At 63.0% G+C, this 24865-nt stretch carries 27 protein-coding genes and 1 riboswitch; of the genes, 18 read left to right on the forward strand and 9 right to left on the reverse strand.

The window, feature by feature from the left end; all coding sequences use genetic code 11:
• The 3 genes from ABMA32_RS06040 (at position 1) to ABMA32_RS06050 (ending at position 2327) form a co-directional block, all read left to right on the forward strand.
• Complete coding sequence (locus ABMA32_RS06040; protein ID WP_349012809.1) at positions 1-546, forward strand: thioesterase family protein; 546 nt, start codon at positions 1-3, stop codon at positions 544-546.
• A gap of 105 nt (positions 547-651) precedes the next feature.
• On the forward strand, positions 652-1305 hold the full coding sequence (locus tag ABMA32_RS06045; protein ID WP_349012810.1) for a S24 family peptidase: 654 nt from the start codon (positions 652-654) through the stop codon (positions 1303-1305).
• Complete coding sequence (locus ABMA32_RS06050) at positions 1272-2327, forward strand: thermonuclease family protein (RefSeq protein ID WP_349012811.1); 1056 nt, start codon at positions 1272-1274, stop codon at positions 2325-2327. Before ABMA32_RS06045 ends, ABMA32_RS06050 begins: the two co-directional genes overlap by 34 nt.
• A 4-nt stretch (positions 2328-2331) precedes the next feature.
• Here ABMA32_RS06050 and ABMA32_RS06055 read toward each other — a convergent pair whose 3' ends face one another.
• Positions 2332-3984 carry a lysine--tRNA ligase gene (locus ABMA32_RS06055; protein WP_349012812.1) on the reverse strand — a complete coding sequence of 551 codons (1653 nt, stop codon included), beginning with the start codon at positions 3982-3984 and terminating at the stop codon, positions 2332-2334.
• 161 nt (positions 3985-4145) lie between these two features.
• On the opposite strand from ABMA32_RS06055, the gene ABMA32_RS06060 reads away from it, so the two are divergent.
• On the forward strand, positions 4146-4565 hold the full coding sequence (locus ABMA32_RS06060; protein ID WP_349012813.1) for a tellurite resistance TerB family protein: 420 nt from the start codon (positions 4146-4148) through the stop codon (positions 4563-4565).
• 32 nt (positions 4566-4597) lie between these two features.
• On the opposite strand, the gene ABMA32_RS06065 is transcribed toward ABMA32_RS06060, so the two are convergent.
• Complete coding sequence (locus ABMA32_RS06065; protein ID WP_349012814.1) at positions 4598-5437, reverse strand: transporter substrate-binding domain-containing protein; 840 nt, start codon at positions 5435-5437, stop codon at positions 4598-4600.
• 271 nt (positions 5438-5708) lie between these two features.
• On the opposite strand from ABMA32_RS06065, the gene ABMA32_RS06070 reads away from it, so the two are divergent.
• The 4 genes from ABMA32_RS06070 (at position 5709) to ABMA32_RS06085 (ending at position 10226) form a co-directional block, all read left to right on the forward strand.
• A complete protein-coding gene (locus tag ABMA32_RS06070) occupies positions 5709-6437 on the forward strand; it encodes a helix-turn-helix transcriptional regulator (protein WP_349012815.1) in 729 nt (242 codons plus the stop codon).
• 108 nt (positions 6438-6545) lie between these two features.
• A complete protein-coding gene (locus ABMA32_RS06075; RefSeq protein WP_349012816.1) occupies positions 6546-7184 on the forward strand; it encodes an acyl-homoserine-lactone synthase in 639 nt (212 codons plus the stop codon).
• Positions 7181-7969: an enoyl-CoA hydratase-related protein gene (locus ABMA32_RS06080; protein WP_349012817.1), complete on the forward strand. Its 789-nt coding sequence runs from the start codon at positions 7181-7183 to the stop codon at positions 7967-7969. The genes ABMA32_RS06075 and ABMA32_RS06080 overlap by 4 nt, the downstream gene beginning before the upstream one ends.
• A 283-nt stretch (positions 7970-8252) precedes the next feature.
• Positions 8253-10226, forward strand: coding sequence for a glycosyltransferase family 2 protein (locus ABMA32_RS06085; protein ID WP_349012818.1), 1974 nt, complete (start codon positions 8253-8255; stop codon positions 10224-10226).
• Positions 10227-10251: 25 nt separating this feature from the next.
• Here the strand turns inward: ABMA32_RS06085 and ppk2 are convergent, their stop codons facing one another.
• Positions 10252-11154, reverse strand: coding sequence for a polyphosphate kinase 2 (ppk2, locus tag ABMA32_RS06090; protein ID WP_349012819.1), 903 nt, complete (start codon positions 11152-11154; stop codon positions 10252-10254).
• A 101-nt stretch (positions 11155-11255) separates the two neighbouring features.
• Here ppk2 and ABMA32_RS06095 point away from each other — a divergent pair, with 101 nt between their 5' ends.
• Positions 11256-12530: an ATP-binding protein gene (locus tag ABMA32_RS06095; protein ID WP_349012820.1), complete on the forward strand. Its 1275-nt coding sequence runs from the start codon at positions 11256-11258 to the stop codon at positions 12528-12530.
• A gap of 12 nt (positions 12531-12542) precedes the next feature.
• On the opposite strand, the gene ABMA32_RS06100 is transcribed toward ABMA32_RS06095, so the two are convergent.
• Positions 12543-13430: a LysR family transcriptional regulator gene (locus tag ABMA32_RS06100; protein ID WP_349012821.1), complete on the reverse strand. Its 888-nt coding sequence runs from the start codon at positions 13428-13430 to the stop codon at positions 12543-12545.
• 134 nt (positions 13431-13564) lie between these two features.
• Between ABMA32_RS06100 and ABMA32_RS06105 the strand changes: the two genes are divergently transcribed.
• From ABMA32_RS06105 to ABMA32_RS06115, 3 genes are read left to right on the forward strand one after another with little or no spacing between them, the layout of a single operon-like run.
• Positions 13565-14287: an SDR family oxidoreductase gene (locus ABMA32_RS06105; RefSeq protein WP_425475476.1), complete on the forward strand. Its 723-nt coding sequence runs from the start codon at positions 13565-13567 to the stop codon at positions 14285-14287.
• A 46-nt stretch (positions 14288-14333) separates the two neighbouring features.
• On the forward strand, positions 14334-14834 hold the full coding sequence (locus tag ABMA32_RS06110) for a nuclear transport factor 2 family protein (protein ID WP_349012822.1): 501 nt from the start codon (positions 14334-14336) through the stop codon (positions 14832-14834).
• A gap of 59 nt (positions 14835-14893) precedes the next feature.
• Positions 14894-15247 (forward strand): Atu4866 domain-containing protein, encoded by a 354-nt coding sequence (locus tag ABMA32_RS06115; RefSeq protein WP_349012823.1) that lies wholly within the window; start codon positions 14894-14896, stop codon positions 15245-15247.
• 21 nt (positions 15248-15268) lie between these two features.
• On the opposite strand, the gene ABMA32_RS06120 is transcribed toward ABMA32_RS06115, so the two are convergent.
• On the reverse strand, positions 15269-16015 hold the full coding sequence (locus ABMA32_RS06120) for an SDR family NAD(P)-dependent oxidoreductase (protein WP_349012824.1): 747 nt from the start codon (positions 16013-16015) through the stop codon (positions 15269-15271).
• A gap of 230 nt (positions 16016-16245) precedes the next feature.
• Here ABMA32_RS06120 and phoU point away from each other — a divergent pair, with 230 nt between their 5' ends.
• Entirely contained in the window at positions 16246-16956 is a 711-nt protein-coding gene (phoU, locus tag ABMA32_RS06125) for a phosphate signaling complex protein PhoU (protein WP_349012825.1), read from the forward strand.
• Between the two features lie 137 nt (positions 16957-17093).
• Here the strand turns inward: phoU and ABMA32_RS06130 are convergent, their stop codons facing one another.
• Positions 17094-17606: a GcrA family cell cycle regulator gene (locus ABMA32_RS06130; protein WP_349013343.1), complete on the reverse strand. Its 513-nt coding sequence runs from the start codon at positions 17604-17606 to the stop codon at positions 17094-17096.
• Positions 17607-18000: 394 nt separating this feature from the next.
• On the opposite strand from ABMA32_RS06130, the gene ABMA32_RS06135 reads away from it, so the two are divergent.
• The 3 genes from ABMA32_RS06135 to ABMA32_RS06145 all read left to right on the forward strand — a co-directional run bounded on the left by ABMA32_RS06135 (position 18001) and on the right by ABMA32_RS06145 (position 21237).
• A complete protein-coding gene (locus ABMA32_RS06135) occupies positions 18001-19188 on the forward strand; it encodes an aspartate aminotransferase family protein (RefSeq protein WP_349012826.1) in 1188 nt (395 codons plus the stop codon).
• Between the two features lie 11 nt (positions 19189-19199).
• Complete coding sequence (gene argF, locus ABMA32_RS06140) at positions 19200-20114, forward strand: ornithine carbamoyltransferase (RefSeq protein WP_349012827.1); 915 nt, start codon at positions 19200-19202, stop codon at positions 20112-20114.
• 115 nt (positions 20115-20229) lie between these two features.
• The gene (locus tag ABMA32_RS06145; RefSeq protein ID WP_349012828.1) at positions 20230-21237 is read left to right on the forward strand and encodes an Hsp33 family molecular chaperone; all 1008 of its coding nucleotides are present in this window, start codon (positions 20230-20232) and stop codon (positions 21235-21237) included.
• 81 nt (positions 21238-21318) lie between these two features.
• Here ABMA32_RS06145 and ABMA32_RS06150 read toward each other — a convergent pair whose 3' ends face one another.
• Both ABMA32_RS06150 and apaG read right to left on the reverse strand, forming a co-directional pair.
• On the reverse strand, positions 21319-21777 hold the full coding sequence (locus ABMA32_RS06150; protein WP_349012829.1) for a GFA family protein: 459 nt from the start codon (positions 21775-21777) through the stop codon (positions 21319-21321).
• Between the two features lie 9 nt (positions 21778-21786).
• Entirely contained in the window at positions 21787-22179 is a 393-nt protein-coding gene (gene apaG / locus ABMA32_RS06155) for a Co2+/Mg2+ efflux protein ApaG (RefSeq protein WP_349012830.1), read from the reverse strand.
• 98 nt (positions 22180-22277) lie between these two features.
• On the opposite strand from apaG, the gene ABMA32_RS06160 reads away from it, so the two are divergent.
• Both ABMA32_RS06160 and ABMA32_RS06165 read left to right on the forward strand, forming a co-directional pair.
• Positions 22278-22595 carry an MmcQ/YjbR family DNA-binding protein gene (locus ABMA32_RS06160; protein WP_349012831.1) on the forward strand — a complete coding sequence of 106 codons (318 nt, stop codon included), beginning with the start codon at positions 22278-22280 and terminating at the stop codon, positions 22593-22595.
• Positions 22596-22600: 5 nt separating this feature from the next.
• Complete coding sequence (locus ABMA32_RS06165) at positions 22601-23413, forward strand: hypothetical protein (protein ID WP_349012832.1); 813 nt, start codon at positions 22601-22603, stop codon at positions 23411-23413.
• Positions 23414-23479: 66 nt separating this feature from the next.
• Here ABMA32_RS06165 and ABMA32_RS06170 read toward each other — a convergent pair whose 3' ends face one another.
• A complete protein-coding gene (locus tag ABMA32_RS06170) occupies positions 23480-24670 on the reverse strand; it encodes an O-succinylhomoserine sulfhydrylase (protein WP_349012833.1) in 1191 nt (396 codons plus the stop codon).
• Between the two features lie 53 nt (positions 24671-24723).
• Positions 24724-24801: riboswitch (SAM riboswitch) on the reverse strand.
• Positions 24802-24865: the final 64 nt, after the last annotated feature.

The following is a 24865-nucleotide window of genomic DNA, read 5'->3' on the forward strand; positions in this document are numbered from 1 at the left end:
ATGTACGTCTGGGCGCGGTTCGCGCGCATGGCCGCGACCACCGGGAGTCGTGGTCCCTGGAAGCCGGGCGGCGAGAGCCGCCTGTCGTTTCGCTGCCTGCCGACCGACATCGACTTCAACTGGCATCTCAACAACGCGCGCTATCTGATGCTTGCCGACGTTGGTCGCGTCGACATCTTCTTCCGGTCCGGCCTGTTTGCGCTCATGCGCAGGAACAATTGGGCCCCGATGCTGGGTGGCGTGCAGACCGTGTTCGTTCGCGAGATCAAGCTCTGGCAGCGTTTCGATGTCGTCTCGAGCATAGAGACATGGGAGGGTTCGCAGATCATCGGCAGGCATCGTTTCGTCCATGAAAATGGTGAAACGGCCGCGCTCGTCATGACCACCGCCGGCGTCTACGATCGCACCGCACGTCATTTCGTAGAGTCGGACGAGGTCATTCGCGCACTCGGGCTGGAGATGACGCAGCGTCAGCCAAGCGAGGCCGAGCGCATCTTTATGGCGTCCCATGCCGGGCTGCGTGTGCTTGCCAAGCAACACCGCTGATAGCGATCGCGCATAACGGCGTTTATTCGTGCTGGCCGCTGGACAGTCCCGCGTAGCGACATTAGAAAGGAAAGGTATTTTTTCCTTCTGCAAGGAGGGCGGGCCATGCTGTCGCATGAGCGCGTCTGGGCGGCGATAGACGCTCTGGCCGAGCGTAATTCGCTTTCAGCATCTGGTCTGGCAAAACGCGCCGGCCTTGATTCCACGGCTTTCAACAAGTCGAAACGCCGCTCGTCCGATGGTCGTCCGCGCTGGCCCTCAACCGAGTCGCTCGCCAAGATCATCGAGGCCACCGACTCGTCGCTCGACGAGTTCTTCGCGTTGATACAGGAGAAATCGACGTTCGCCGCCCAGCGCTCGCTTCAGCCGCAAAGATCGGTGGTGCCGCTGATTGGTTTCGCGCAGGCTGGTACGGGCGGCTTCTTCGATGACGCCGGCTTTCCCGCCGGCCAGGGCTGGGACCTGATCGAGCTTCCAGCCGCGGCCGGGGAGGGCGCTTACGCGCTTCAGGTGCATGGCGATTCCATGCTGCCGCTCTACCGTGACGGCGACAAGCTGGTCGTGCAGCCCAACGCGCCTCTGCGCAAAGGAGACCGTGTCGTGGTCAAGACGGTAGCCGGAGAAGTCATGGCCAAGGTGCTCGAACGGAAAACGCCCGCCGTCGTGGAACTCCTTTCGCTCAACCCGGATCACCCGCACCGCAAGCTGGCCGCAGGCGAGATCGAGTGGCTGGCGCGCATCGTGTGGGCGAGCCAGTAGGCGGTTCGGTGCTGCTGCGCATTCTTCCGCCTGCCTTGGCATTAGCGCTTGCTGCTTTTCTGGTCGTTCTGGGAGGGCGTTTCCTCGCCGGTTCGGCAACGGAAGTCCCTGCCGTGGCCCAGCTGGAGGCGGAGGACTTCGTCATCGACGATGATCCGTTCGTCTCCATCGAACCGGCATCGCCTGATCTCGCATCGCCTGACGAAACATCGCCTGACGAAACATCGGCCGACCTGGCTTTGCCCGAGTCGTTAGCCGAGGAGCCGCCGCCAAACGTGGCCGAACAACCCGACCCTGTCGCGGCCGCTCCTGATCAAGCGACCCTGGTCGACGCCAATCCGGTCCAAGCGGCCCAGGAGACTGCGGCGTCTCGTCTCGTCGCGCCGGCGCAGGTAGCTCCACCGGAACTCGAGACCGAAGGGCTGCAACGCGAAGCGCCGCGCGAGCCGCTCAGCCAGTTGGGTCTTGCCTTGCCTCCACCGCCCGCGCCGAAAAACCCTTGGGCTGGCAAGCCGTTGTTCAGGCCGGTTGCCATCGAGTCCGCCGTGTTCGAATCCGGCGGCCATACCGTGGCGATCGAGGGCGTGAGAAGCATGGCTGCCGACGAGACCTGCAGCCATGGCGGCGAGACATGGTCGTGCGGCGTGCGCGCCCGCGCGGCGTTTCGCGCTTGGCTGCGCGGGCGCGCGCTTGTCTGCCAGATCCCGGAGGCGGAACAGGAAAACGCGGTGATGCGCGGAAAGTGCCGCCTCGCCAAGCAGGATGTCGGCGGCTGGCTGGTCGAGAACGGCTGGGCGCTTGCTGATCCCGATGGCCCTTACGCTCAGGCTGGCGAGAAGGCCCGCAGCGCCGGACTGGGCGTGTTCGGCGCGCCGCCGGACGCTTCCTCGATCCCCGCCGTCCCGGAAGTGCCGATCAGCTCCCCTTCTGCCATGCCGTCGATCATGACCGAGGACGGCGTCGACCCGCAGCCTCCAGCCGACCCGCGCCTGGCGTTTCCGCCGGCGCCGCCGCCGCAGTGAGCACCTAGGCTGCCAACTGCCCGGCCAGAGCCCTGTCGATCAGCGAGCGCGTCTCGGCGATTCCATAGAGCGCGGCGAAGGAGCCGAAGCGCGGGCCGCGTTCCTGTCCGATCAGCACCTGGTAGATCATCTGGAAGAAGGCGACCGAGACGCCCGGCCCACCTTCCGGGCTCTTCTTGGCATGATCCTGGTAGCGCTCGATGCGGCGCGCGACGTTGAGCGCGGCGTTCTGAATCGCTTCGCCGTCGGCGTCGGCCGGCAGCGCGCCAAGCGCGGCCGACAGAGCAGCGAGCGCCTCGCTTTCCACGGCGTCCGGTGCGCGAAACACCTTGGTCGGCTTCACGAAGTCGTCGAAGTACCGGATGGCATAGTCCGTCAGGCGGTCCAGTTCCGGATGCGTCGCAGGCGTGACCCCCGGCGCATGGCGGGAGATGAAGCCCCACAGCACCGCCTTGTCATGCGCGTTTGAGGCGCTGACAAGGTTAAGCAGCAGCGCGAAAGTCACCGGCAGTTCGACATCGGGCACATTGCCGCTGTGGATGTGCCATACCGGATTGCCGAGGCGCTCCTTCCAGTCCTGCCGCTTGTAGGCGGATAGGAACTGATAGTACTCGTCCACCGCGCGCGGGATGACGTCGAAGTGGAGCTTCTTGGCCGTGCGTGGCTTCTGGAACATGTAGAGCGCGAGGCTTTCCGTCGGCGCATAGGTCAGCCACTCGTCAATCGTCAGTCCGTTGCCCTTCGACTTCGAGATCTTCTCGCCCTTGTCGTCGAGGAAAAGCTCGTAGACGAAGTGTTCAGGTGGGCGGCCGCCCAGCGCCTTGCAGATAGCGTCGTAGACGCCCATGTTCGGGCCGTGGTCCTTGCCGAACATCTCGAAGTCCACGCCTAGCGCGGCCCAGCGCGCACCGAAGTCCGGCTTCCATTGCAGCTTCACCTTGCCCCCGGTCACCGGAAGCGTGATTTCCTCGCCGTGCTCGTCGTCGAAGGTGATCGTCGCATTGACAGCATCCACCTTCTTCATCGGCACGTAGAGCACACGGCCCGTCTTCGGCGAGATCGGCAGGAACGGCGAGTAGGTTGCGCGACGCTCTTCGCCGAGTGTCGGCAGCATGATCGCCATGATGTCGTCATAGCGTTCCGCGACGCGCCGCAGGATCGCGTCGAAGCGACCCGACTTGTAGTAGTCCGTGGCGCTGGCGAATTCGTAGTCGAAGCCGAACGTGTCGAGGAACCGGCGCAGCATCGCATTGTTGTGATGGCCGAAGCTCGCATAGTCGCCGCCGAACGGGTTCGGCACGACGGTGAGCGGCATGTGCAGATAGGGTTCGAGCGCGGCCCGATCCGGCACGTTGTCGGGTATCTTGCGCATGCCGTCCATGTCGTCGGAGAAGCACAGAAGATTGGTCTTGACCTTGTCGCCGGTCAGCACCCGAAAGGCGTGGCGCACCATGGTCGTGCGCGCAACCTCGCCAAACGTGCCGATATGCGGCAGGCCCGATGGTCCGTAGCCCGTTTCCAGCAGCACCGTCGCCGGAAAGTCGCCGCCTTTGTAGCGCGCGATGATCTTGCGCGCTTCCTCGAACGGCCACGCCTTGCTCTCGGCCGCCGCCGCGAGCATTTCCGGGTTGAGTTCGATGCTGGCTGAACCCGCCATGGCGTCCGTCCGATGCTGAAACGTGATTGTCTTGCCGACTCCAAGGCCAGCTTGCGGGCATGCTCTATGGAACCGGAAGGATTACGTCAACGATTCCGGGCTTTTTCATTGCGATCGGTAAAAGGGCTGCCTAGGTAGGAAGCGCCAGCAAAGGAGTTCCCATGTCGAAGAAGAAGCCGACCGCGCACGAGGCGTTGATCTATCTGATGGTGATCACCTCCGCGGCCGACCGGGACATGACCGATGTCGAACTGGCGCGCATCGGCGATGTCGTGCGCACTTGGCCGATCTTCGAGGATTTCGAGGACAGGAAGCTCGTGAAGGTGGCACAGGACTGCCAGCAACTGCTGCACGAGGATGGCGGGCTCGGCAAGGTGATCGCGCTCGCGCAGGCGGCGATCCCGCTGCATCTCCACGAGACTGCCTATGCCGCCGCCTTCGAGGTGGCGGCGGTGGACATGGAGATGCGCATGGAGGAACTGCGCGTGCTGCAAGTGCTGCGGCAGGAGCTTGCCGTCGATCCGCTGACCGTCGCGGCCATCGAGCGGGCAAACAAGGCACGCCACCGCACCCTGACTTGAGCAGAGGCTGAATCCTTGGCGGACGCGTAGGCTCAGTAAAAGCTGACCGGAAAGTAGCGCAGGTAGAGTTCGGCGAAACGACCCTTGAGCACGATCTGTTGCAGCGCGTAGTCGAAGGCCGCGGCTATTTCCGGTTTGCCGATGTCCGTTGCGATGGCAAGCCCGGTGCCGAGATATTCCGGTGCGAGATACGGCCCGCCGGCGAATCGGCAGCATCCGCTGGCGTCGGAGCCGGCGAGCCAGAAGGCAAAGCGCATGCCATCCCCGAAGGCGCCTGCGAGCTTTCCGGCCTTCAGGTCATCGTACATCCATTCCTGCCGGGTGTAGGTCACCACCTTCACGTCAGGGAAATAGGCCCTAAGCATCTGCTCGTGGCCTGAGCCTGCGATCACGCCGATGCGCTCGCCTTGCAGTTTGGCGTAAAGCGGCTCCGTCGTGGCGTTTGTCCGGGGCATCATGAAGCGGGCCGGAAATTGCAAGTATGGGCGGGAGAACGCATATTTCGCGCGCGCCTCCTCGGTCACCGCGATGCCCGCGATAATTGCCTCGCCGCGACCACGCTGCAGGGCGTCGCCAAGCTGCTCCCACGGCATCGCCTGAATTTCGCATTTGTCCGAGATGCCGAGTTCGGTGCAGATCGCCCGGACGAGATCGACGTGGAAGCCGGAAAGCCGTTGCTCGCGATCGAGATAGTTGAAGGGAGGGAAATCGGTCGTCGTCAGGAAGCGCAGGCGCGGCAGAGTGCTGAGATCGGGCTTGGGCAGGCGCTCCTTGTTGTCCCAGAAGATCGGCGCGTCGGCGCGTCCCGCAGGCAGGCTCCAGCCGAGGAAGACGGCTGCAAGGAATGCGATGGCGATGGCGCTGCGGTTCATCGTATGGTTCGGGCTTTCTGGTAGGACGCTTGCAGCTTTACGTCGGAAACGCAGCGGTGGGAAAGCTTTTCCTGCGGCGCCCCGTCGGGAAAGAGCGCCATTCCCGTCTTGCACCGATCACCGGATTTTCAGGGCTTCCCTCGCGGAATCGGTTGCCTTCTACTGCTTGGCAACCGAATGTGCTATATTGCAATCCAAGGTTCATGGTACAGGCCGACACAAACAGTTACGATAGCGCTTGCTGATTTCGGCAACATGGGTGGATGTTGCGATGGGACATTTTGATAGAACGCTTGCCTATATAAGCGACCTGCAGCAGGCAGATACGCCCGGCGCGATCTGCGAGAAGCTGCTTGATGTCACCTCGGCCTTCGGCCTGACCGCGCTCATGGCCGGCACCGTGCCACAACCCGGCACGCCCAAGGGCAAGCAGAAGGACCATGTCCTTCTTTGCGACTGGCCGATCGAGTGGCTGGAGCGCTACGTCGCGCGCAACTATGTCGATCACGATCCGATCGTCACCCGTATGAAGCAGTTGCAGGCGCCTTTTCAATGGCGTGACGCGGCCAACGAGGTGAAGCCCGATCGCGACGGCGAGGTCGTCATGGGCGATGCTGGCCAGTTCAAGCTCAAGGACGGGCTTGCGTTCCCGTTGGTCACGCTCGACGGCCAGATCGTCATGGTGTCGCTGGGCGGCGAGCAGATCGAGATGTCGGGTCTCGAGTTCGGCATGATCTCGCTGGTCTCCGGCTTTGCCGTCGGTCGTGCGATGCAGCTTCACGTAGGCACCGAGCGGACCATCGATCATGTCGAGTTGACGCCGCGTGAGCTGGAGTGCCTGAAATGGGCGTCGGCCGGAAAGTCGGAATGGGAGATTTCCCAGATCCTTGGCATTTCCGAGCACACGTCGGAGAAGCACCTGCTCAATGCGAAGACCAAGCTCGGCGCCGTGAACCGTGTGCAAGCGGTCGCCGAGGCAATACGTCGCGGATACATTTGACCGATCCACGCGAAATAGTAGTAGATCGTTACATTCCTAAATAATCGGGTAAGTTCCCATAAGGAACCGACTTTCTAGTCTGCCTTGAGAAATCAAGGAGACTTTCATTTGCTTTTTGCACTGACCACCGAAGAACTGATGCATAGGCCGGATCTCTGGGAGGCGGTGCACCGGCTGCGTCATAGTATTTTCGTGGAGGAGATGGGCTGGTCGGACCTTCACCGGGACGATGGGCTCGAGATCGACCAGTTCGATCATGACGAAGCAGTGCATCATATTGTCATCCGCAACGGCGAGGTGGCGGGCTACCAAAGAATGCTGCCGACGACGCGGCCTCATCTGCTGACGGAGGTCCTGACTGACCTTTATGTCGGCGACCCGCCGTCTGGTCCGGATGTATGGGAGCTGACGCGCTATGCTGTCGCGCGAGACTACCGCGACGGCCGCCGTGGCGTCTCGACGGTCGGCACCGAGCTTATCGCCGGCTTCGTCGAATGGGGCCTGCCGCGGGGTATCAACAAGGTCATCATCGAGTTCGAGCCGATGTGGGTGTTGCGCGCGCTGCAACTGCACTTCCTGGCGCGGCCGCTCGGCTATCAGCGGACCTACGGCCGTCAGCAGGTCGTTGCGACGCTGCTGACCTTCAACGAGAACACGCTCGATGTGGTCCGGACAAGGCGTGCGCACCACGCGCCCGTGCTGTCCCGGGGCTACCCTGACCTCCTTGGCCAGAGGCAAGCGTCATGACGATGTCACAGGGCTTTCCCGTAGACGCGACCGGACCAACGTCCATCAGACCCCAAACGGAATTCCGCAACCACATCCTGACGATCACCGTCGTCGCCGACGACGGGCGTCCTTTGCTCGACCGAAAAGCCTATGAGCGGCTGGCAGCGACCCTGCAGAGCGGGGCAGATGACAATGAGGTGCGTGTTGTCGTCCTGCGCGGCCTTGCAGGCTGCTTCTGCCTTGGAGGCGACCTGTCGGAATTCCTCGATGAGGCCAAGCATGCAGGCTTGATCGACGCGGTAACGGGCCTGTTCCGGACGCTGGCGACGTTCCCGAAGCCGATCATCGCCTGCGTCGATGGTGACGCAGTCGGCGTGGGCTGTACCATCCTGTTCCACTGCGACATGGTGGTCGCCTCCGGCCAGAGCACGTTTCGCGTACCCTTCGTGGACCTCGGGCTGGTGCCAGACGCTGCGACCAGCATCCTAGCGCCGGAGCGGATGGGTTATGGTGCGGCGTTCCGCTTCTTCTGCCTCGGCGATACCTTTTCCGCGGCGGAAGCGAACGCTCTCGGGCTCGTTTCGGAGATCTCGGATGGGGACGCCGAGGAGCGCACCTTCGCGCGGGCGCGCCAACTCGCCAAGAAGCCGGTCGAGGCACTACGGCAGACGCGCGCGTTGCTGCGCGGCGACGGCAGCCAACTCTGCGACCGCATCGACGAGGAGATATCGCTCTTCCACAGGGCGCTGCAGGACGACACCACCCTTCGTCGCCTCGCCAGAATCGCCAGACTGGCGGCCTGAGGAAAAGGCCGAACGGCCGTCTTGTCCTCCACTGACGAGAGCTTGTATCGGCGCGGGGCGGCCCTTCGACCCGCCCTGTTTCGTCATATAAGAGCCGCCAATCTTCCTCCGCGATAGAAGCTCTCCCGGAGCATCAATTTCCTGACAGATATTGACTTGCAACCAGAGCTTGTCTTCTATTAAATCTATAATACGTTCTACTTGGCTGGGCAGCTTAGGCAAAAGTCCAACGTGTAAAAGTGGTCCGTGCAGCAAGCTGATGGGGGCGTCGGCGTGAGGCATAATGTTGCATGAACCGCTGCATCTTCGCGATGCAGCGGTTCCGCGTGATAGGCCGTTCGAAGGGTCATTCTCGTCGCTCGAGCAGCCGCGACGCGATGGCCCGCGTGGTGGTTTCGATCTCGTTCAGCGTCTTTATCCGAAGACGCGGGATTGGTTGCCTGTACTCCAGCGTCTGCGCATATCCCCTGACGCCGCGATCGAACTTGCGCGCCTCTCGTCCCGCAACGGAACCGATTTTCTGGCCGAGCTTATGGCCAGCGAGTTGGTCGACGGGCAGCAACTGTGCCGCGCCCTAGCTGAGAATCTCGGCCTGACCTGGGAAGACGAGGTCGATCCGGATCGTCTCGTCATATCGCGTGAAGCTGCGATGGCCCTGCTCGCTGGGCAGCGATGGCATCATCCGGTTGGATATATCGGGGCCGATGGCGTTGTCGGCTATCTGCTTGCGCCGCAGGGCATCGAGATTTCTGCGTTGCGTAGTCGCCTCGAAGGTTCAGCCGAGATCGCGCGCAAGATCAAGCTTGTTGCTCCCGACACTCTTCGTGCAGCACTTCTCGATTTCCTCCGGCCAGACCTGTTGCGCCAGGCAACGATGGGCCTCTTCGACCGCCATAGCTACCTGTCGGCGCGTATGGTTGCGAATGCCTGGCAAGGCGGCATGGTCGGTGTGCTTCTGGTTGCTATTCCGGGGCTTCTGCTGCTTGCGCCCGGCACCACCTGGCTTGTCATGCATGTCGTGTTTTCGCTATTCTTTCTAGCCTGCATAGGCCTCCGGTTTTTTGCGCTCGCCGCCGTGGACCGCAAACGAAGCGCTCCGCCCCCGCGGCCGCAGGCCAACATGCCCGTCTATTCCCTTCTGGTCGCGCTCTACAGGGAGGCCGAGGTAGTCCCTGAACTCGTTGCGGCGCTGGAGAGGATCGAATGGCCGCGCAGCAAGCTCGATATCAAGCTGGTCTGCGAGGCAGACGATGCTGAGACACTCCGCGCGCTGCGGGTGCTTCAGCTGCCCGGCCATATGGAAATCGTCGAGGTGCCACCCTCCGAACCGCGCACGAAGCCGAAAGCGCTTGCCTATGCGCTGCCTCTCGCGCGCGGCGAGGTCGTCGCGCTCTACGACGCAGAGGACCATCCGCATCCGAACCAGCTTCTGCACGCGTGGCAGACCTTCTTGGAGTCGCCGGACGATGTCGCCTGCGTGCAGGCGCCCCTCGAGATCGCCAACAGGGGTGCCAGCATTCTGGCCCGCATGTTCGCCTTCGAATACGCGGCGCTCTTTCGCGGCATGTTGCCGTGGCTCTCAGGCAAGCGGTTGCCAGTGCCGCTCGGCGGCACCTCCAATCACTTCCGTCGCGCGGCGATCGAGCAGGCAGGCGGTTGGGATCCCTACAATGTCACCGAGGACGCCGACCTCGGCATGCGGCTGGCGCGCTTCGGATACCGCACGGAGACGATACGCTGTCCGACATGGGAGACCGCACCCGAACATCTTTCCGCATGGCTGCCGCAGCGGACGCGCTGGTTTAAAGGGTGGGTGCAAACCTGGCTCGTCCACATGCGCCACCCCTGGCGCCTCCTGCGCGAACTCGGCTTCTGGCCCTTTTTCGTCGGCCAGATTCTTTTTGCCGGAATGGTGATGTCGGCGCTCGCGCACCCTTTCCTGCTGCTGACAGGCGTCGCGCTGGCCATCGATTTCGCTCTGGAGCGACAGAGCACAGGCTGGAAATCGACGCTTCTCGCCATAGATCTCATGAGCGTCGCCGGCGGTTATCTCTCCTTTCTGCTGCTCGGCTGGCAGGTGCTGAAGCTGCGCGAGAAGCTCGGCTTCTGGAAGATCGTGCTGTTTACGCCTGTCTACTGGATGATGTTGTCCTGGGCGGCATGGCGCGCCGTCTGGCAGCTATGGCGCACGCCGTTTCTTTGGGAAAAGACTCCGCACCGACCGTTGCGCGCCGGGGCGGTCTTGCCCCGGCAGTGACCTGCAGACCGGGGCCGGTGCCGCGTCAGTCGAGCAGTTGTTTCGGCCCAGAGCCGATGATCTTCGAATCCGGCTTGCCGATAAGGTCGAGGTCGCGCCCCGTATAGTCGAGCGCGAGAAGCACATGGCGCACCGCCTCGATGCGCGCCCGCCTTTTGTCGTTCGAGCGGATGACCGTCCAGGGCGCGTGGTCGGTGTGCGTTTCCTTCATCATGAGGTCGCGCATCTTTGTGTAGTCGTCCCAGCGTGTGATGCCGGCGATGTCCATCGGCGAGAACTTCCAGTTCGTCAGCGGGCTGTGACGCCGCTCGTGGAATCGCTTGAGCTGGGTTTCCTGTCCGAGGTTGAGCCAGATCTTGAAGAAATGGATGCCTTCGCCGACGATCATCTTCTCGAAGCGCGGCGTTTCCTTCAGGAACTTCTTGTGCTGCTCCGGCGTGCAGAAGCCCATGACGGGCTCGACGCCTGCCCGGTTGTACCAGGAGCGGTCGAAGGTCACGAATTCGCCGGCGGTCGGGAAATGAGCGATGTAGCGCTGGAAATACCACTGTCCCCGTTCGGTCTCGGTCGGCTTGGTCAGCGCGACGTTGCGGGCGCTGCGCGGGTTCATGTAGAAGCGCATCGCGCCGATCGTGCCGCCCTTGCCGGCGGCGTCGCGGCCCTCGAACAGGATAAGGACGCGCGCTCCTGTCGCCTGCTGCCACGCCTGCAGCTTCACGAGTTCGGTCTGCAGCAGTTCCAGCTTCTTCTCGTAATCCTCGCGCTTGAGGCGTTTGTCGTAAGGATAGCCGCCCGCGGTCAGAGCGTTATCCTCGACCCAGTCCGGCAACACGGGATTGTCGATGTCGAAGACTCGGTCAACGCCCGCTACCTTGATCTTCAAAGGCCCGGTGGCTTTCGGCTGTTCGGCGCTCTTGTCGTCTGCCATACGGGCATCCCCCTCTGTCCTGTCACGCAAGGCATGCTATTGGGTGCCGGTTGGTCGGTCCAGAGTGAAGTTCCGGGCCGTCGTTGGTGCAGATTGAATCGATGGCCAAAGGCAGACGGGAAGAGCGGACACGCCGGTTCCTGAGCGTTGCGGGTGGCCGTCTGGCCGCAAACCGGTGGATGCTCGCCGCGGCGCTGGCGGCGCTCGCCGTTGTGGGCATCGTCGCATCCGTCCCCGTCCAACTGGCGGCCGCTATTGCCGCCTTCCTCATCGTCGTGGCCGCTATGTCGCCGCGCCGCACACGCAGGCAGGCGAGGGCAGACCGTGCCGTTGCGGCGGACGGCGGCGGGCTGGGCGGCCTGTCGGCCCAAAGCCTTGCCGCCGCTGTCGGCGATCCCCTGATCATCTTCGATGCCGCCGGTACCGCCGTGCTGGTCAACGAGGCCGCGCGGGCCGCGTTCGGTGCCATCGCGCCGGGCCTGTCCCTGCTGATGAAGTTTCGTGCGCCCGAGATGCAGTCTGCAATTGACCGCATCCGCACCGGCGAAACCACGTCGGAGGTGGTGGACTATGCCGAGCGCGTGCCCATCGCGCGCGTCTATAAGGTCACCTTGACCGCGATCGGCCGCGGCAGCGGCCTCTTCGTCATGGCCTTCAAGGACCAGAGCGAGGCGCGCCGCATCGACCGCATGCGCGCCGACTTCATCGCCAATGCCAGCCACGAGTTGCGCACACCGCTGGCGTCGATATCCGGCTTCGTGGAAACCTTGCGCGGTCCCGCGAAGAACGACGCGGCGGCGCGCGATCATTTCCTGCAGATCATGCAGAACCAGACCCAGCGCATGGCGCGCCTGATCGACGACCTCCTGTCCTTGTCACGGCTGGAGATGAAGCCCTATCTGCCGCCGGGCGCCACGGTCGACGTGCGCCAGATCGTGCAGAGCGTCATCGATTCCCTGTCGCCCTTGGCGGCGGAATCCGGCGTCGTCATCGAACGCGCTTTCGCAGATGAGGCCGTCGAGGCGAGGGGAGATCGCGACGAGCTTTTTCAGGTGTTCGAGAACCTGGTTGAGAATGCCTGCAAATACGGCCAGTCGGGTGGCCGGGTCGTGGTCTCGATCGACAAGACCGATGTGCCGGAACCCGAGGTCGCCGTCACCATCCGCGATTTCGGCCCCGGCATCCCGCAAGAGCACATTCCGCGCATAACCGAGCGCTTCTATCGTATCGATGTCGACAACAGTCGTGCGCAGAAGGGCACGGGGCTCGGCCTGTCGATCGTCAAGCACATCCTGACCCGCCACAATGCGCACCTGACCATCAAGTCCACCGTCGGAGAGGGCGCAGCCTTTACCGTCCACCTGCCCGCAAGATGACGGGCGTCCGGTTCATCTGAACCGTTGCACATGATCGATGAGGACCCGCAGCTTGGGCGGCGTCTTGCGGCTCGGATAGTAGAGATAGAAACCCGGGAACGGGGCCGAGAAAGCTTCCAGGATGACGACGAGTTCGCCGCTCTCGATCCACGGAATGAAGCTTTCCTCCAGCCCTGTGCTGATCCCCGCGCCAGCAACCGCCAGCTTTATCATGAGGGCCATGTCGTTGGTGGTGATTTCAGGCGCCACGTTGACGCTGAAATCGCGGCCGTTCTCGGTGAACTCCCAGCGATAGGGCGCGATGCCGGGCTCCCGTCGCCATCCGATGCAGCGGTGGCCGGACAGTTCGCGTGGATGCGTGGGCGCTCCGTGGCGCTCGACATAGGCTGGCGAGCAGACGACGATCTGCCGCTGGTCGCCTGATGCGGGAACCGCGATCATGTCCTGCTCGATCACCTCGCCGAGCCGAACGCCCGCGTCGTAGCCCGCCCTGACGATGTCGAACTCGTCGTCGGTCACGACGATGTCGACCTGGATTCTTGGATACGCCTGTGAAAAAGCGGCCAGCATTGGTCCGGCGAGAAACTGCTCGGCAATCGATGACACCGCCAGCCTCAACTGGCCGGTCGGTTCCCCGTCGAGATTTCCCGCCGCCTCGTACGCGGTCCTCATATCGGCAATCGCCGGTGCGATCCCTGCATACAGGCGTTCGCCGGCCTCGGTGAGGTTCACGCTTCGCGTCGTGCGTTGCAGCAGCTCGCTCGCGAGGTCCTGCTCCAGCCGCCTAATGGTCTGGCTCACGGCCGAGCGCGTCACACCGAGACGGTCGGCCGCCGCGCGGAAGTTACGTTCTTCGGCGACGAGCGCGAAGACTGCCAAGGCGTTCAGGTCGGGTGACATTGGTTAGAAAATCTTTCCAGATTGGTCACGAGCAGGCAACTTATCACGACAATGCCCCAGGCATACCTTCGTTGCAATCGTCGGCGTCGCCGTTCCCACACTTGGCGAACGCCGATCAAGCAACGGAGATCAAGATGGACAAAATCGTTCTCATAACCGGCGCATCCAGTGGCATCGGCGCGGGCATTGCCCGCGAACTCGGCGCGGCCGGCGCAAAGCTCATGCTCGGGGCTCGCCGCACCGACAGGTTGGAGGGGCTCGCCGAGGACATCGAAAAACTCGGCGGTCAGGCGATCGCTCGCCGCCTCGACGTCACTGACCGCGCAGACACGGCCGCCTTCGCCGATGCCGCACGGCAGGCCTGGGGTCGCGTGGACGTCATCGTCAACAATGCCGGCGTCATGCCGCTCTCGCTCATGTCCTCGCTGAAGGTCGATGAGTGGGACCGCATGATCGACGTCAACATCAATGGCGTCCTCTACGGCATCGCGGCCGTTCTTCCCGAGATGACCGCGCGCGGCTCTGGCCACATCATCAACATCGCCTCCATCGGTGCGCTCGCGGTTTCGCCCACCGCCGCAGTCTATTGCGCCACCAAATATGCGGTGCGTGCGATCTCCGACGGGCTGCGGCAGGAGAACGACAAAATCCGCGTCACCTGCATTCATCCGGGCGTCGTCGAGAGCGAGCTTGCCGACACCATCACCGACCCGGTCGCGGCGGAGGCCATGAAGTCCTTCCGCGCCATCGCGTTGAAGCCTGACGCCATCGGCCGGGCAGTTCGCTACGCGATCGAGCAGCCGGAAGATGTCGATGTGAACGAGATCGTCGTCCGTCCGACACGTTCGCCGCACTGAATTTCAGGCTTGGGCGGGTGGCTGAACCCAATGAAAGGAAAACATCATGAGCGCCAGGAAAATCTATGCCGCGGGCATCGTTGCGATGGCCATTGGCTGTGTCGCGGCCACGCAGGTCTCGGCGAATTCCGGCACAATGGACGACGAGGCCTCGAACAGGAAGGTTGTGACGGAGGCCTTCGACAGGTGGGCCGCTGGTGGCACGACATTCTTCCAGGACGTGCTGCACGAGGACGTCGTCTGGACAGTCCGCGGCTCCGGCCCCAGCGCCGGAGAATATCGCGGCCTTGAGGATCTCGTGGAGCGCGCCGCGCGCCCCCTCGCAGAACGCCTCGAAGTCCCGCTGCGCCCGACCAGCACCGACATCTGGGCGGATGGCGAGCATGTCATCATCTTCTGGGAAGGCGAAGGCCTGATGCAGGGCGGCGAGCCCTACCGGAACACCTACGCGTGGATCTTCGAGATGCGGGACGGGAAGGCTGCGAACGTCGATGCCTTCCTGGACCTGCGAGCTTTCGATCGAGCCCTCGGGCGCGACCCTTCGTAACGCAATCACTAGCGCGGCTGCCGATGGCAGTCGCGTCTCAAAACCTTTGGAGACATGACATGCAGAAGACACTTCTCGGAGCAGCCCTCTTCGCCGCCGCAAGCTTTGCCGCCGATGGCGGGGGCACGAGCCACGCTTCGGATACGTCCGAAGCGACTGCGGAGGCCAACGTCACCCAGCATCCCTATGTCGGCATGTGGGTCACCGGCGACGGCCGTATCCGGCAGGAACTCCTGGCCAGCGGCCGCTACGACGAGGCGCGTGGCGAGAGGCAAAGCGCCTATCAGGGCCGGTACGAGGTGCGCGGTAACGAAATCTTCTACTGGGACGACACCGGCTTCACCGCCGATGGCACCTTCACGGAAGAGGACGTCCTGCACCACGGCGGCATGATCTTCTACCGCGAAAAATAGGCGTTGCGGGTGGTCGCGCGATCAATAGGTCGTGCGGCCGCCCGACAGGTCGAAGACGGAAGCCGTCGTGAAGCTGTTTTCCTGGCTGACCAGCCAGGCGATCATCGAGGCGGCTTCATCAACTTCGAGGAAGCGGCCGCGCGGGATGCGCACCAGCATGTAGTCGATGAATTCCTTGGTCAGCGTCTCGAGGATGCGCGTGTTGGCGGTGGCGGGCGTAACCGCGTTCACGGCGATGTTGTATTTGGCGAGTTCCTTGCCGAGCGACTTCGTCAGGCCGAGCACGCCGGCCTTGGCGGCGGAATAGGCGGAAAGGTTCGGGTTGCCCTCCTTGCCGGCGACCGACGAGATGTTGACGATGCGCCCGTAGTTGCGCGCCTTCATCGACGGGATCGCCACCTTGTTCACGTAGAAGGTGCCGTTGAGATTGATCTCCACCACACGGCGCCACTCGTCGGGATCGTAGTCCTCCAGCGTCGCATTTTTACCGGCGATACCGGCCGAATTCACCAAAATGGAAACGGGGCCGACCTCCGCCTCCGTTTCAGCATGCACCCGCTTCAGCGCTTCCAGATCGGTGATATCGACCTGCTTGGCCGAGGAGCCATCGCCCAGTGCCGATGTCGCGGCGGCAAGCGCGTCGGCGTTGAAGTCCCAGAGGCTCACCTTGGCGCCCGACGCCAGCAGCCGTCGGGCAATGGCAAAACCGATGCCCTGCGCGCCCCCCGTTACGACGGCAACCTGCCCGTCCAGATCGATCCTGTTCATGGAGTCCTCCCTGATCATCTTCGAGTGGCAAAAACCGGCAGCCGTCGTCAAGGGGGCGATGCTCTCGTCGCGCGGGTTTCTTATGCATTCACGGGAAAACCGGGCTCCGCAGAGCGTTGTGTCGTTTCAATCAGGTCCGCAGGCGGTGTATGCTTCTTTTTTCTGTCATCGGCTTGGCCTAGGATAGCAGGTCAACGTCCGAGCTGCCCAGTTTGAGTCGCCGTGCCGCAATGAACACGCATATCGTCCGATCCTACGACGAGGATCTGAAATATCTCGACAACCGCCTCGCCGCGATGGGCGGGCACGCCGAGCGTATGGTCGACCAGTCCGTCCTGGCGCTCGTCAATGCGGATGCGGGGCTGGCGCGCAAGGTTATCTCAGACGACGTGTTCCTCGACGAGACCCAGCGCGAGATCGACGACAAGGCGATCCTGCTCATTGCCAAGCGCCAGCCGATGGCCGACGATTTGCGCCAGGTGGTCGGGGCAATCCGCATATCGGCAGATCTGGAGCGGGTCGGCGATCTCGGCAAAAACATCGCCAAGCGCGTCGTGGCGGTCACCGAGGGACGCCAGCCGCTGAGCCTCTTTCGCGGCCTGCAGGCGCTGGCCGAACTCGCGCTGACGCAGCTCAAGGAAGTGCTGGACGTCTATGCGTCGCGTTCGGTCGACCGGCTCGCCTTCATGCGCGACCGAGACGACCAGATCGACGCCATGTACACCTCGCTGTTTCGCGAGTTGCTCACCTACATGATGGAAGATCCGCGCAACATCACGCCCTGCACGCATCTCCTGTTCTGCGCCAAGAACATCGAGCGCATCGGTGACCACGCGACTAACATCGCCGAGACCGTTTATTACGTAGTCACCGGCGAGCAGATGCCGATCGAGCGACCCAAAGAAGACACGAGCCACACCGTGGGTCTGCCCACCGAATGACGCCCCGCGTCCTTGACGTGGGCCTACGCTGACGCGTGGCCTGACAGCGCGAACCAGCGGATCGATTTCCGGGGCTGCCCGATGTCTATTCGACTGGACTGGATACGGGTGACGGCGTTGAGCCGGCTCGGCAAAGATCAGCGATTGCGCCGCCGCTCGGTTGCTGGCTGGAACGCGATGCGGGAATGATAACCGCAATACGGTCCGCTTTCGGCGGCGTCGTTGCCGCAGAAAGAGAAGTCCTCGGTCAGCGGGTCGCCGTTCGGCCATTTGCAGGTGCGCTCGGAAAGCTGCACGAGTTGCAGGCGACGCGAGATCGGAACCACCACGTTTTCCGTTGGGCGCACCTGGTAGCGAGCAACCGGTTCGGCATCGAACTGCGTCTGCAGAGCAGTGGCGCCGATCGTGACCGTCCGCGTAACGGTCGTGCTGCGGGTCACACTTTTCGTTGCGACGCTGCCAGTGGTGGCTTTCTTCTGCCGCGCCGGCGCCGCCGTGGTGCGGCCGCGGCTGGACAGCTTCAGGCGGTGCACCTTGCCGATGACCGCGTTGCGCGTGACCGAGCCGAGCTGTGCGGCGATCTGACTGGCGCTCAGACCCTCTGACCACAGTTTACGCAGAAGTTCGACGCGTTCGTCCGTCCAGTTCATGGCTGTTTGCTCCATGTCGCCTCCAGCGGAATCCGGAATCCATCAACGTCCCGGCACTGCCGGGCTCGACACCACATATACGCTGAGGATTAGCTTTGCCGCACGAGATGTAGTTTTTTGTTGGCTTCAAATTACCCTATCGGCTGACTCGGTGACAAGAGTCCCGGATGCAACACGAATCGGTTTTTTCGGTTTTCCCCAACTTGCCCGCCGCCTGCTTCGGACCAGCGGGGATAAGTTGGTGGCGCGGCTTCGCACGCGCGTTTTCTTGACTTCACCGCCGAAACCCACAATATGGCTCCAGTCGGCCGCCGCTTGGGCGGCTTTTTTGATTTTTGGCCCCGCCCGCAAGCTCGAAAGCCGATGCCCGGGTGCGGTTCCGGAGACATATATAATGAGCGGTTCGGCGCTTTTCGATACCTACGCGCGGGCGCCCCTGACTTTCGATCGGGGCGAGGGCAGCTGGCTGGTTTCGGACAGCGGCGAGCGATATCTCGATTTCGGCGCCGGCATCGCGGTCAATTCGCTGGGCTACACGCACCCGCATCTCGGTGCTGCGCTGATCGAGCAGGCCGGCAAGCTCTGGCATCTGTCCAACCTCTACCAGATACCCGGCCAGGCGCGCCTTGCCGAGCGGCTCGTCGCCGCGACTTTCGCCGACAAGGTTTTCTTCACCAATTCCGGCGCTGAGGCCATCGAGGGCTCCATCAAGACCGCCCGTCGCTATCACTACGCCAACGGGCAGCCCGAGCGGTTCCGCACCATCACCTTCGAAGGCGCGTTCCACGGCCGTACGCTTGCGACCATCGCCGCCGGCGGACAGGCGAAATATCTGGAAGGCTTTGGCCCCAAGGCCGACGGCTTCGACCAGGTTCCCTTCGACGACATCGATGCCGTCGAGAAAATGATCGGCCCGCAGACGGCGGCCATCATGCTCGAGCCGGTGCAGGGCGAGGGCGGTATCCGCCCGTTCCCCGCGCAGTCGCTGCGCCGCCTGCGCGAACTGTGCGACAAGCATGGCCTCCTGCTGATCTTCGACGAGATCCAATGCGGCGTCGGCCGGACCGGCAAGTTTTTTGCGCATGAGTGGGCGGGCGTCACCCCTGATATTATGGCGGTCGCCAAGGGCATTGGCGGCGGCTTCCCGATGGCGGCGGTACTGGCCACCGAGAACGCGGCGAGCGGCATGGTGCCGGGCATCCACGGCACCACCTTCGGCGGCAGCCCGCTGGCGATGGCCGTCGGCAACGCCGTGCTCGACGTCATCCTTGCCGACGACTTTCTCGACGAGGTCAGCCGCAAGGCGCTCCTGCTCAAGCAGGGACTTGCCGGCATCGCCGACGAGTTCCCTGATGTCATCGAAGAGATCCGCGGCACGGGGCTCATGCTCGGCGTCAAGTGCAAGGTGCCGAACGCCACCTTCAACGCCGCGCTGCGCGAGCAGAAGCTGCTGGCGGTGCCGGCCGGCGACAATGTCGTGCGGCTGATCCCGGCGCTCAACATCACAGACGAGGACATCCGCGAGGGGCTGGAGCGCATCCGCGCCGGCGCTCGCGCGGTCTCGTCTCCCGTTTCGGCCTGAGCGGTTTCCAGATGTCAGCGATCCGTCATTTCACCGATCTTTCCGCGATTCCCGCAACCACTTTGCGCGGCATGCTCGACGACGCCGCCGCCCGCAAGGCGCGGCTCAAGGCGGGCGAGCGCTCCAGGCCGCTCGACGGCAAGGTGCTCGCCATGATCTTCGACAAGCCATCGACCCGCACGCGCGTTTCCTTCGATGTCGGCATGCGCCAGCTCGGCGGCGAGACCATCATGCTCACCGGCACCGAAATGCAGCTCGGCCGCTCCGAGACCATCGCCGACACCGCCAAGGTGCTGTCGCGTTACGTCGATGCCATCATGATCCGCACCACAGACCATGCGCGCCTGCTTGAACTGACGGAGCATGCCACGGTTCCCGTCATCAACGGACTGACCGATGACACGCATCCCTGCCAGATCATGGCCGACGTGCTGACCTTCGAGGAACATCGCGGCCCGGTCGCCGGCAAGACCTTCGCCTGGACCGGCGACGGCAACAACGTCCTGCATTCGCTGATGGAGGCGTCCGCGCGCTTCTCCTTCAACCTGCGCATCGCCACGCCGGAAGGCAGCGAGCCGCAGGAGCGCTATGTAGACTGGTCGCGCGCCAATGGCGGATCTGTGGAGCTTGGCCAGTCGGCCGAGGCGGCGGTTCGCGACGCAGACTGCGTCGTCACCGACTGCTGGGTGTCGATGAACCAGGAGCATCGCGCGCGCGGCCACAATGTGTTCGGCGCCTATCAGGTCAACGCCGCGCTGATGGCGAAGGCGAAGCCCGACGCGCTGTTCATGCATTGCCTGCCCGCGCACCGTGGCGAGGAGGTCACCGACGAGGTCATCGACGGACCGCATTCGGTGGTCTTCGACGAGGCCGAGAACCGCCTGCATGCGCAGAAGGCCGTGCTGGCGTGGTGTCTTGGCGCTTGATCGACCCCGCTTGAACATGCAGGCTGTGATGCCTATCTCCCGCGTATCCCCAAAGATCAGGGCGTAGTGCGCGTGCTTCCACGATGGCGGCATCCGCCGGCGCTGGAGACGTGTCATGTTGGAAACTGCGAACGTGCCCAATAACCAGAACGATGAGAGCAAGAGACTTGGCGACTTCGGCTTTGCCGGCGACGACCATGTCATCCCTTTCGAGGTCGGCCCGCTCGATGCGCGCGGCCGCGTGGTCGCGCTCGGGCCGCTGCTCGATTCGATCCTAGGGCGCCACGATTATCCCGAACCGGTCGCCCGCCTTCTCGCGGAAGCGGCGCTGGTCGCCGTGCTTCTCGGCTCGTCGCTGAAGTTCGAGGGCAAGTTCATCCTGCAGACCCGCACCGACGGTCCGGTCGACATGCTTGTCGCCGATTTCAGCACGCCAGGCTCGCTGCGCGCCTATGCGCGTTTCGACGCCGACCGGCTGGAGGCGCTTGTCGCGGCCGGCGAAACCGGCAGCGAGACGCTGCTCGGCAACGGCGTGCTGGCGCTTACCATAGACCAGGGCGAGTATACGCAGCGCTACCAGGGTATCGTCGAGCTGAACGGCACCACGTTGCAGGAGGCCGCGCATACCTATTTCCGCCAGTCGGAGCAGATCCCGACGGAGATCAGGTTGCAGGTTGCTCGGCTTGTGCGCCCTGGGCAGGGCGAGGTCTGGCGCGCAGGCGGGCTCATCGCGCAGTTCCTGCCGGAATCGCCCGAGCGCATGCGCACCGGCGATCTGCACGGCGGTGACGGCGCGCCCGATGTCGAGGAGCAGGTGGATGACGCCTGGCGCGAGGTGCAGGCGCTTGCCTCCACCATCGAGCCGGCCGAGCTGATCGACCCGACCATCGAGCCGGAGCGGCTGCTCTATCGCCTGTTCCACGAGCATGGCGTGCGCGTCTTCCCGGGCACGCCGGTCGCCGACGAATGCTCCTGCTCGCGCGAGCGCATTCGTGGCATCCTCGAGGGCTTTTCCGCCGAGGAAATCGTCGAGTCGACAGAAGACGGCAAGATATCCGTCGCCTGCGAATTCTGCTCGAAGTCCTACGAATTCGATGCGGCCGAATTCTTCAAGGCGAACTGATCTTCGCGATTGGCGTATCCTCTCCCCCGGGCAGGGGGAGAGGTGGCTCGGTCCTCAGGACTGAGACGCAGAGGGGATGCTTCACCCTGCCTCCCACTCAGCAAATTCCTTCATCAGCGCTTCATAGGCGTCCATCGGCGGCAGCGCCTCGTAGGAATGCACCGCGGCCGTTGTTGCCCACGCCAGCTTCTCGCTCGTCCACGTCTCCATGAACGGCGTCGACCAAGCCGCATCGTCCAGCATGGTGGGGCGCAGGTTCACGAACCAGTCGATGCCCTCCGGCCGCGTAAACATCCACGTCATGCACCAGCCGCAGAAATAGTGTTTTGACGCGCCGTGCAGACCGCCGATGACAGGCTCGCCCTCGGTCACCTCGAACCCGTCGGACGGGATCGCCGCGCTTAGCGAGAATGCGCTGGAGCTCATATTCTGGCAGCCCTTGCAATGGCACGCCATGGTGAGAAACGGCGGCTTCGTCACCTTGAGGCGCACACGGCCGCAGCGACAGCCGCCTTCCTTGTCGAGCGTCGAATCCGTCATAACATGTCCTCAGTTCAGGCTGCGTTTGCCGCTCGGCAGATCGAGTGAAAAGGCCGGGATGTCGATCTCGAACATCTCGCCCTTGCCGTTTTGCATCGTATAGCGTCCGACCATGAAGCCGGATGGCGTCGAAAGCGGGCAGCCTGAGGTGTACTGGTAGCTGTCGCCGGGGTCGAGCTCCGGCTGGTCGCCGACCACACCTTCGCCGCTCACTTCCTCGACGCGGCCACCCCCGTCCGTGATCTGCCAGTATCGTGCCAGCAGTTTCACCCATTCGTCCGACTGGTTGTCGATCGTGATGCGGTACGCCCAGACATAGCGGCTCTCCGCCGGCTCGGACTGGTCCTCGAGGTAGAACGGCTCTACGTTGACGGCGATGTTGCGCGTGACGGCGCTGTACATGAAGCGGCTCCGGGCGTGACGCAGGTCACATTTGTCAGTCTATCTGTCCGGCGAATGTGATTTTCGCAAGGCGATCTGACGCCGCAGGAGCTGGGAGCATGCTGCAGGAAGAGTTTCGCCGGCTTGCATTGACCTTCCCCGAGGCAGTGGTGTCAGGCCATTTCGACGTCACCGACTTTCGCGTGCGCGGCAAGATATTCGCCACTCTACGCGAGGCCGATGGCCGCGCGGTGCTCAAGCTGTCGCCGGACCAGCAGCAGCTTCTGATGGAAACCGCGCCCGCCCAGTTCGAACCCGTCAAGGGATCGTGGGGTCTGAAGGGTTGGACGCGTGTCGTCCTCGACCAAGCGGATGAAGCCACCGTCCGCAACGCGATGGGATTTGCTTGGAGGTCTGTCTCGCCGACTTTACGTTAACGGTGATGGAGTACGTGACGACTTGCTGTCTGGCGTGTCATCTGGGTGAGGTTGCGGTGGTATTACGTGGCGGTTTAGTCGTCTTGCCGCTGGTGCTGTTCACAGCGACCGGCGCTGTGGCCGACGACGATTGCGAAGACTTCTCAAAGTCTGGCCTTTTCTCCGAGGCCATCATTACCGACGAAGGACCGCGAGACACGCCTCCGGCTTCTCTGGACCCGGCATTCGACATTCGTATCGTCTATCCTACCGCCTACCTCACAAGGCCTGAATCTGCGCTCGATCAGCTTCGACGAAGCGCTGAAAGCTTCGTCATCACGCTTGATGGCACGCCTTCACCGATCGAGGAGCGAGTCACAAAAAGGCCAAACCTGTTTGGTGGCGATAACCCATCCGCCTTCCGCCTCTCTGTTCATGACCGCTATAATCTGGATAAGGTAATAGCAGTCATGACGCGAAGGATCCTTGGATTGCCTTGGTCGTTTGACATGCCGCCGCTGTCCACATCCCCCTATTCAACACAGGGATTGCTTGAAATTACGAATGAGAAAGACGCGCGGTGGCGCGACAAGCTCCTTCTCGTCTCGATCTCAGAGGGAGTGTTCAAGGACTATATTGAATGCGACGCATCTAATTTGCGTCCTCATCCACAATGCATGCATTACTTTGACTACAGGAATATCGATGTCACTATGTCGTATTCGATACGACTTATTCCGGAATGGTACACGATACGCGATTTAGCCAATCGGTTGTTGTCCTGCATCTATCGAGACGAAATACCAACACGAACTGATGGAAAACAGACGTGGGATTAAAGCCTGATTTTGCTTAGTCGTTTATCGCAATGTCGATACCGGCGATTGTATTGACAGCCGCTCTCCCTACCTCAGGGCGTCCAACGCCTCGCCCAAATCCGTGATCAGGTCGTCGGCATCCTCAAGCCCGACCGACAGGCGTAGCGTGCCGCCGCCGATGCCGAGTTCCGCCCGCGCTTCGTCGGTCAGGTTCTTGTGCGTGGTCGTGGCGGGATGCGTGATCAGGCTCTTGGCGTCGCCCAGATTGTTGGAGATCTTGATGACCTCCAGCCCGTTCTGCAGCGCAAATGCGCTCTTCTTGCCATCCTTCAGTTCGAGGCAGATCAGCGTCGAGCCGCCGCCCATCTGTTTCTTGACCAGCGCCGCCTGCGGGTGGTCGTCGCGGCCCGGATAGATGACGCGCGCGATCTCCGGCCGCCCGGCAAGAAAGTCTGCGATCTTGGCCGCGCTTTCCGTCTGCTGGCGCACGCGCACCGGCAGTGTCTCCAGTCCCTTCAGCAGCGTCCAGGCATTGAAGGGCGACAGGCTTGGGCCGGTGTGGCGGAAATAATCGTGCAGGTTCTTGTCGATCCACTCCTTGTCCGACAGCACGATGCCGCCGAGGCAGCGTCCCTGGCCATCGATATGCTTGGTCGCCGAATAGACGACGATGTGCGCGCCGAGTTCCAGCGGCTTCTGCTGCAGCGGCGTGGCAAACACATTGTCGACCACCACGCGCGCGCCGATCGAATTGGCGAGTGCTGCCACCGCGGCGATGTCGATCACCTCCAGCGTCGGGTTGGTCGGGCTCTCGAGGAAGAACAGCTTAGTGTTCGGGCGAACCGCCTTTTCCCAGTTGGCGATGTCGGTTCCGTCGACCAGCGTCGACTCGATGCCGTAGCGCGGGGCGAGCGTCTCGATCACCCACCGGCACGAACCGAACAGCGCGCGCGCCGCGACGATGTGGTCGCCGGCTTTTAGGCTGCACAGGATCGCGGCCGAAACGGCGGCCATGCCCGACGAGGTGGCGCGCGCGTCCTCCGCGCCCTCCAGCGCGCACATGCGCTTCTCGAACATGTCGACGGTCGGGTTGGCGTAGCGCGAATAGATGAAGCCGGGCTCTTCGCCCTTGAAGCGGGCTTCCGCCGCCTCGGCCGTCTGGTAGACGTAGCCCTGCGTCATGTAGATCGCTTCCGAAGTCTCGCCGTGCTGCGAGCGCAGGGTGCCGGAATGGACCATTTGCGTTGCGGGCTTCAATGTGTGCTTCTTGCCAGTCATCGACGTGCCTCAGATACAAAAAAACCGGCCGCGAAGTCGCAACCGGTCCATATGGCTCTCGCCCGACGGTCCTTTAGCGACTTGTTTAACGTGGCTGCAAGCCGACCGGCCAAATCACCACGGGATAACGAACCCTTAGACCCGCGCCCGGCTTGCGTCAATTCCGTCGATTGCTAAACCACTGGGCCAGCATTG

This window comes from Mesorhizobium quangtriensis (assembly GCF_040081925.1).
GTDB classification, from domain to species: Bacteria; Pseudomonadota; Alphaproteobacteria; order Rhizobiales; family Rhizobiaceae; genus Mesorhizobium_K; species Mesorhizobium_K quangtriensis.

Bases quoted from the DNA above. Each gene is read 5' to 3' on its own strand.
- ABMA32_RS06040 (WP_349012809.1), top strand. From the start codon at position 1: ATGTACGTCTGGGCGCGGTTCGCGCGCATGGCCGCGACCACCGGGAGT.
- ABMA32_RS06170 (WP_349012833.1), bottom strand. From the start codon at position 24,670: ATGACTGGCAAGAAGCACACATTGAAGCCCGCAACGCAAATGGTCCAT.
- ABMA32_RS06085 (WP_349012818.1), top strand. From the start codon at position 8,253: ATGTTGCATGAACCGCTGCATCTTCGCGATGCAGCGGTTCCGCGTGAT.
- ABMA32_RS06120 (WP_349012824.1), bottom strand. From the start codon at position 16,015: ATGAACAGGATCGATCTGGACGGGCAGGTTGCCGTCGTAACGGGGGGC.
- ABMA32_RS06150 (WP_349012829.1), bottom strand. From the start codon at position 21,777: ATGACGGATTCGACGCTCGACAAGGAAGGCGGCTGTCGCTGCGGCCGT.
- ABMA32_RS06070 (WP_349012815.1), top strand. From the start codon at position 5,709: ATGGGACATTTTGATAGAACGCTTGCCTATATAAGCGACCTGCAGCAG.
- ABMA32_RS06060 (WP_349012813.1), top strand. From the start codon at position 4,146: ATGTCGAAGAAGAAGCCGACCGCGCACGAGGCGTTGATCTATCTGATG.
- ppk2 (WP_349012819.1), bottom strand. From the start codon at position 11,154: ATGGCAGACGACAAGAGCGCCGAACAGCCGAAAGCCACCGGGCCTTTG.
- ABMA32_RS06080 (WP_349012817.1), top strand. From the start codon at position 7,181: ATGACGATGTCACAGGGCTTTCCCGTAGACGCGACCGGACCAACGTCC.
- ABMA32_RS06135 (WP_349012826.1), top strand. From the start codon at position 18,001: ATGAGCGGTTCGGCGCTTTTCGATACCTACGCGCGGGCGCCCCTGACT.
- ABMA32_RS06115 (WP_349012823.1), top strand. From the start codon at position 14,894: ATGCAGAAGACACTTCTCGGAGCAGCCCTCTTCGCCGCCGCAAGCTTT.
- ABMA32_RS06095 (WP_349012820.1), top strand. From the start codon at position 11,256: ATGGCCAAAGGCAGACGGGAAGAGCGGACACGCCGGTTCCTGAGCGTT.
- phoU (WP_349012825.1), top strand. From the start codon at position 16,246: ATGAACACGCATATCGTCCGATCCTACGACGAGGATCTGAAATATCTC.
- ABMA32_RS06145 (WP_349012828.1), top strand. From the start codon at position 20,230: ATGTTGGAAACTGCGAACGTGCCCAATAACCAGAACGATGAGAGCAAG.
- ABMA32_RS06165 (WP_349012832.1), top strand. From the start codon at position 22,601: ATGGAGTACGTGACGACTTGCTGTCTGGCGTGTCATCTGGGTGAGGTT.
- ABMA32_RS06065 (WP_349012814.1), bottom strand. From the start codon at position 5,437: ATGAACCGCAGCGCCATCGCCATCGCATTCCTTGCAGCCGTCTTCCTC.
- ABMA32_RS06045 (WP_349012810.1), top strand. From the start codon at position 652: ATGCTGTCGCATGAGCGCGTCTGGGCGGCGATAGACGCTCTGGCCGAG.
- apaG (WP_349012830.1), bottom strand. From the start codon at position 22,179: ATGTACAGCGCCGTCACGCGCAACATCGCCGTCAACGTAGAGCCGTTC.
- ABMA32_RS06160 (WP_349012831.1), top strand. From the start codon at position 22,278: ATGCTGCAGGAAGAGTTTCGCCGGCTTGCATTGACCTTCCCCGAGGCA.
- argF (WP_349012827.1), top strand. From the start codon at position 19,200: ATGTCAGCGATCCGTCATTTCACCGATCTTTCCGCGATTCCCGCAACC.
- ABMA32_RS06110 (WP_349012822.1), top strand. From the start codon at position 14,334: ATGAGCGCCAGGAAAATCTATGCCGCGGGCATCGTTGCGATGGCCATT.
- ABMA32_RS06130 (WP_349013343.1), bottom strand. From the start codon at position 17,606: ATGAACTGGACGGACGAACGCGTCGAACTTCTGCGTAAACTGTGGTCA.
- ABMA32_RS06105 (WP_425475476.1), top strand. From the start codon at position 13,565: ATGGACAAAATCGTTCTCATAACCGGCGCATCCAGTGGCATCGGCGCG.
- ABMA32_RS06055 (WP_349012812.1), bottom strand. From the start codon at position 3,984: ATGGCGGGTTCAGCCAGCATCGAACTCAACCCGGAAATGCTCGCGGCG.
- ABMA32_RS06100 (WP_349012821.1), bottom strand. From the start codon at position 13,430: ATGTCACCCGACCTGAACGCCTTGGCAGTCTTCGCGCTCGTCGCCGAA.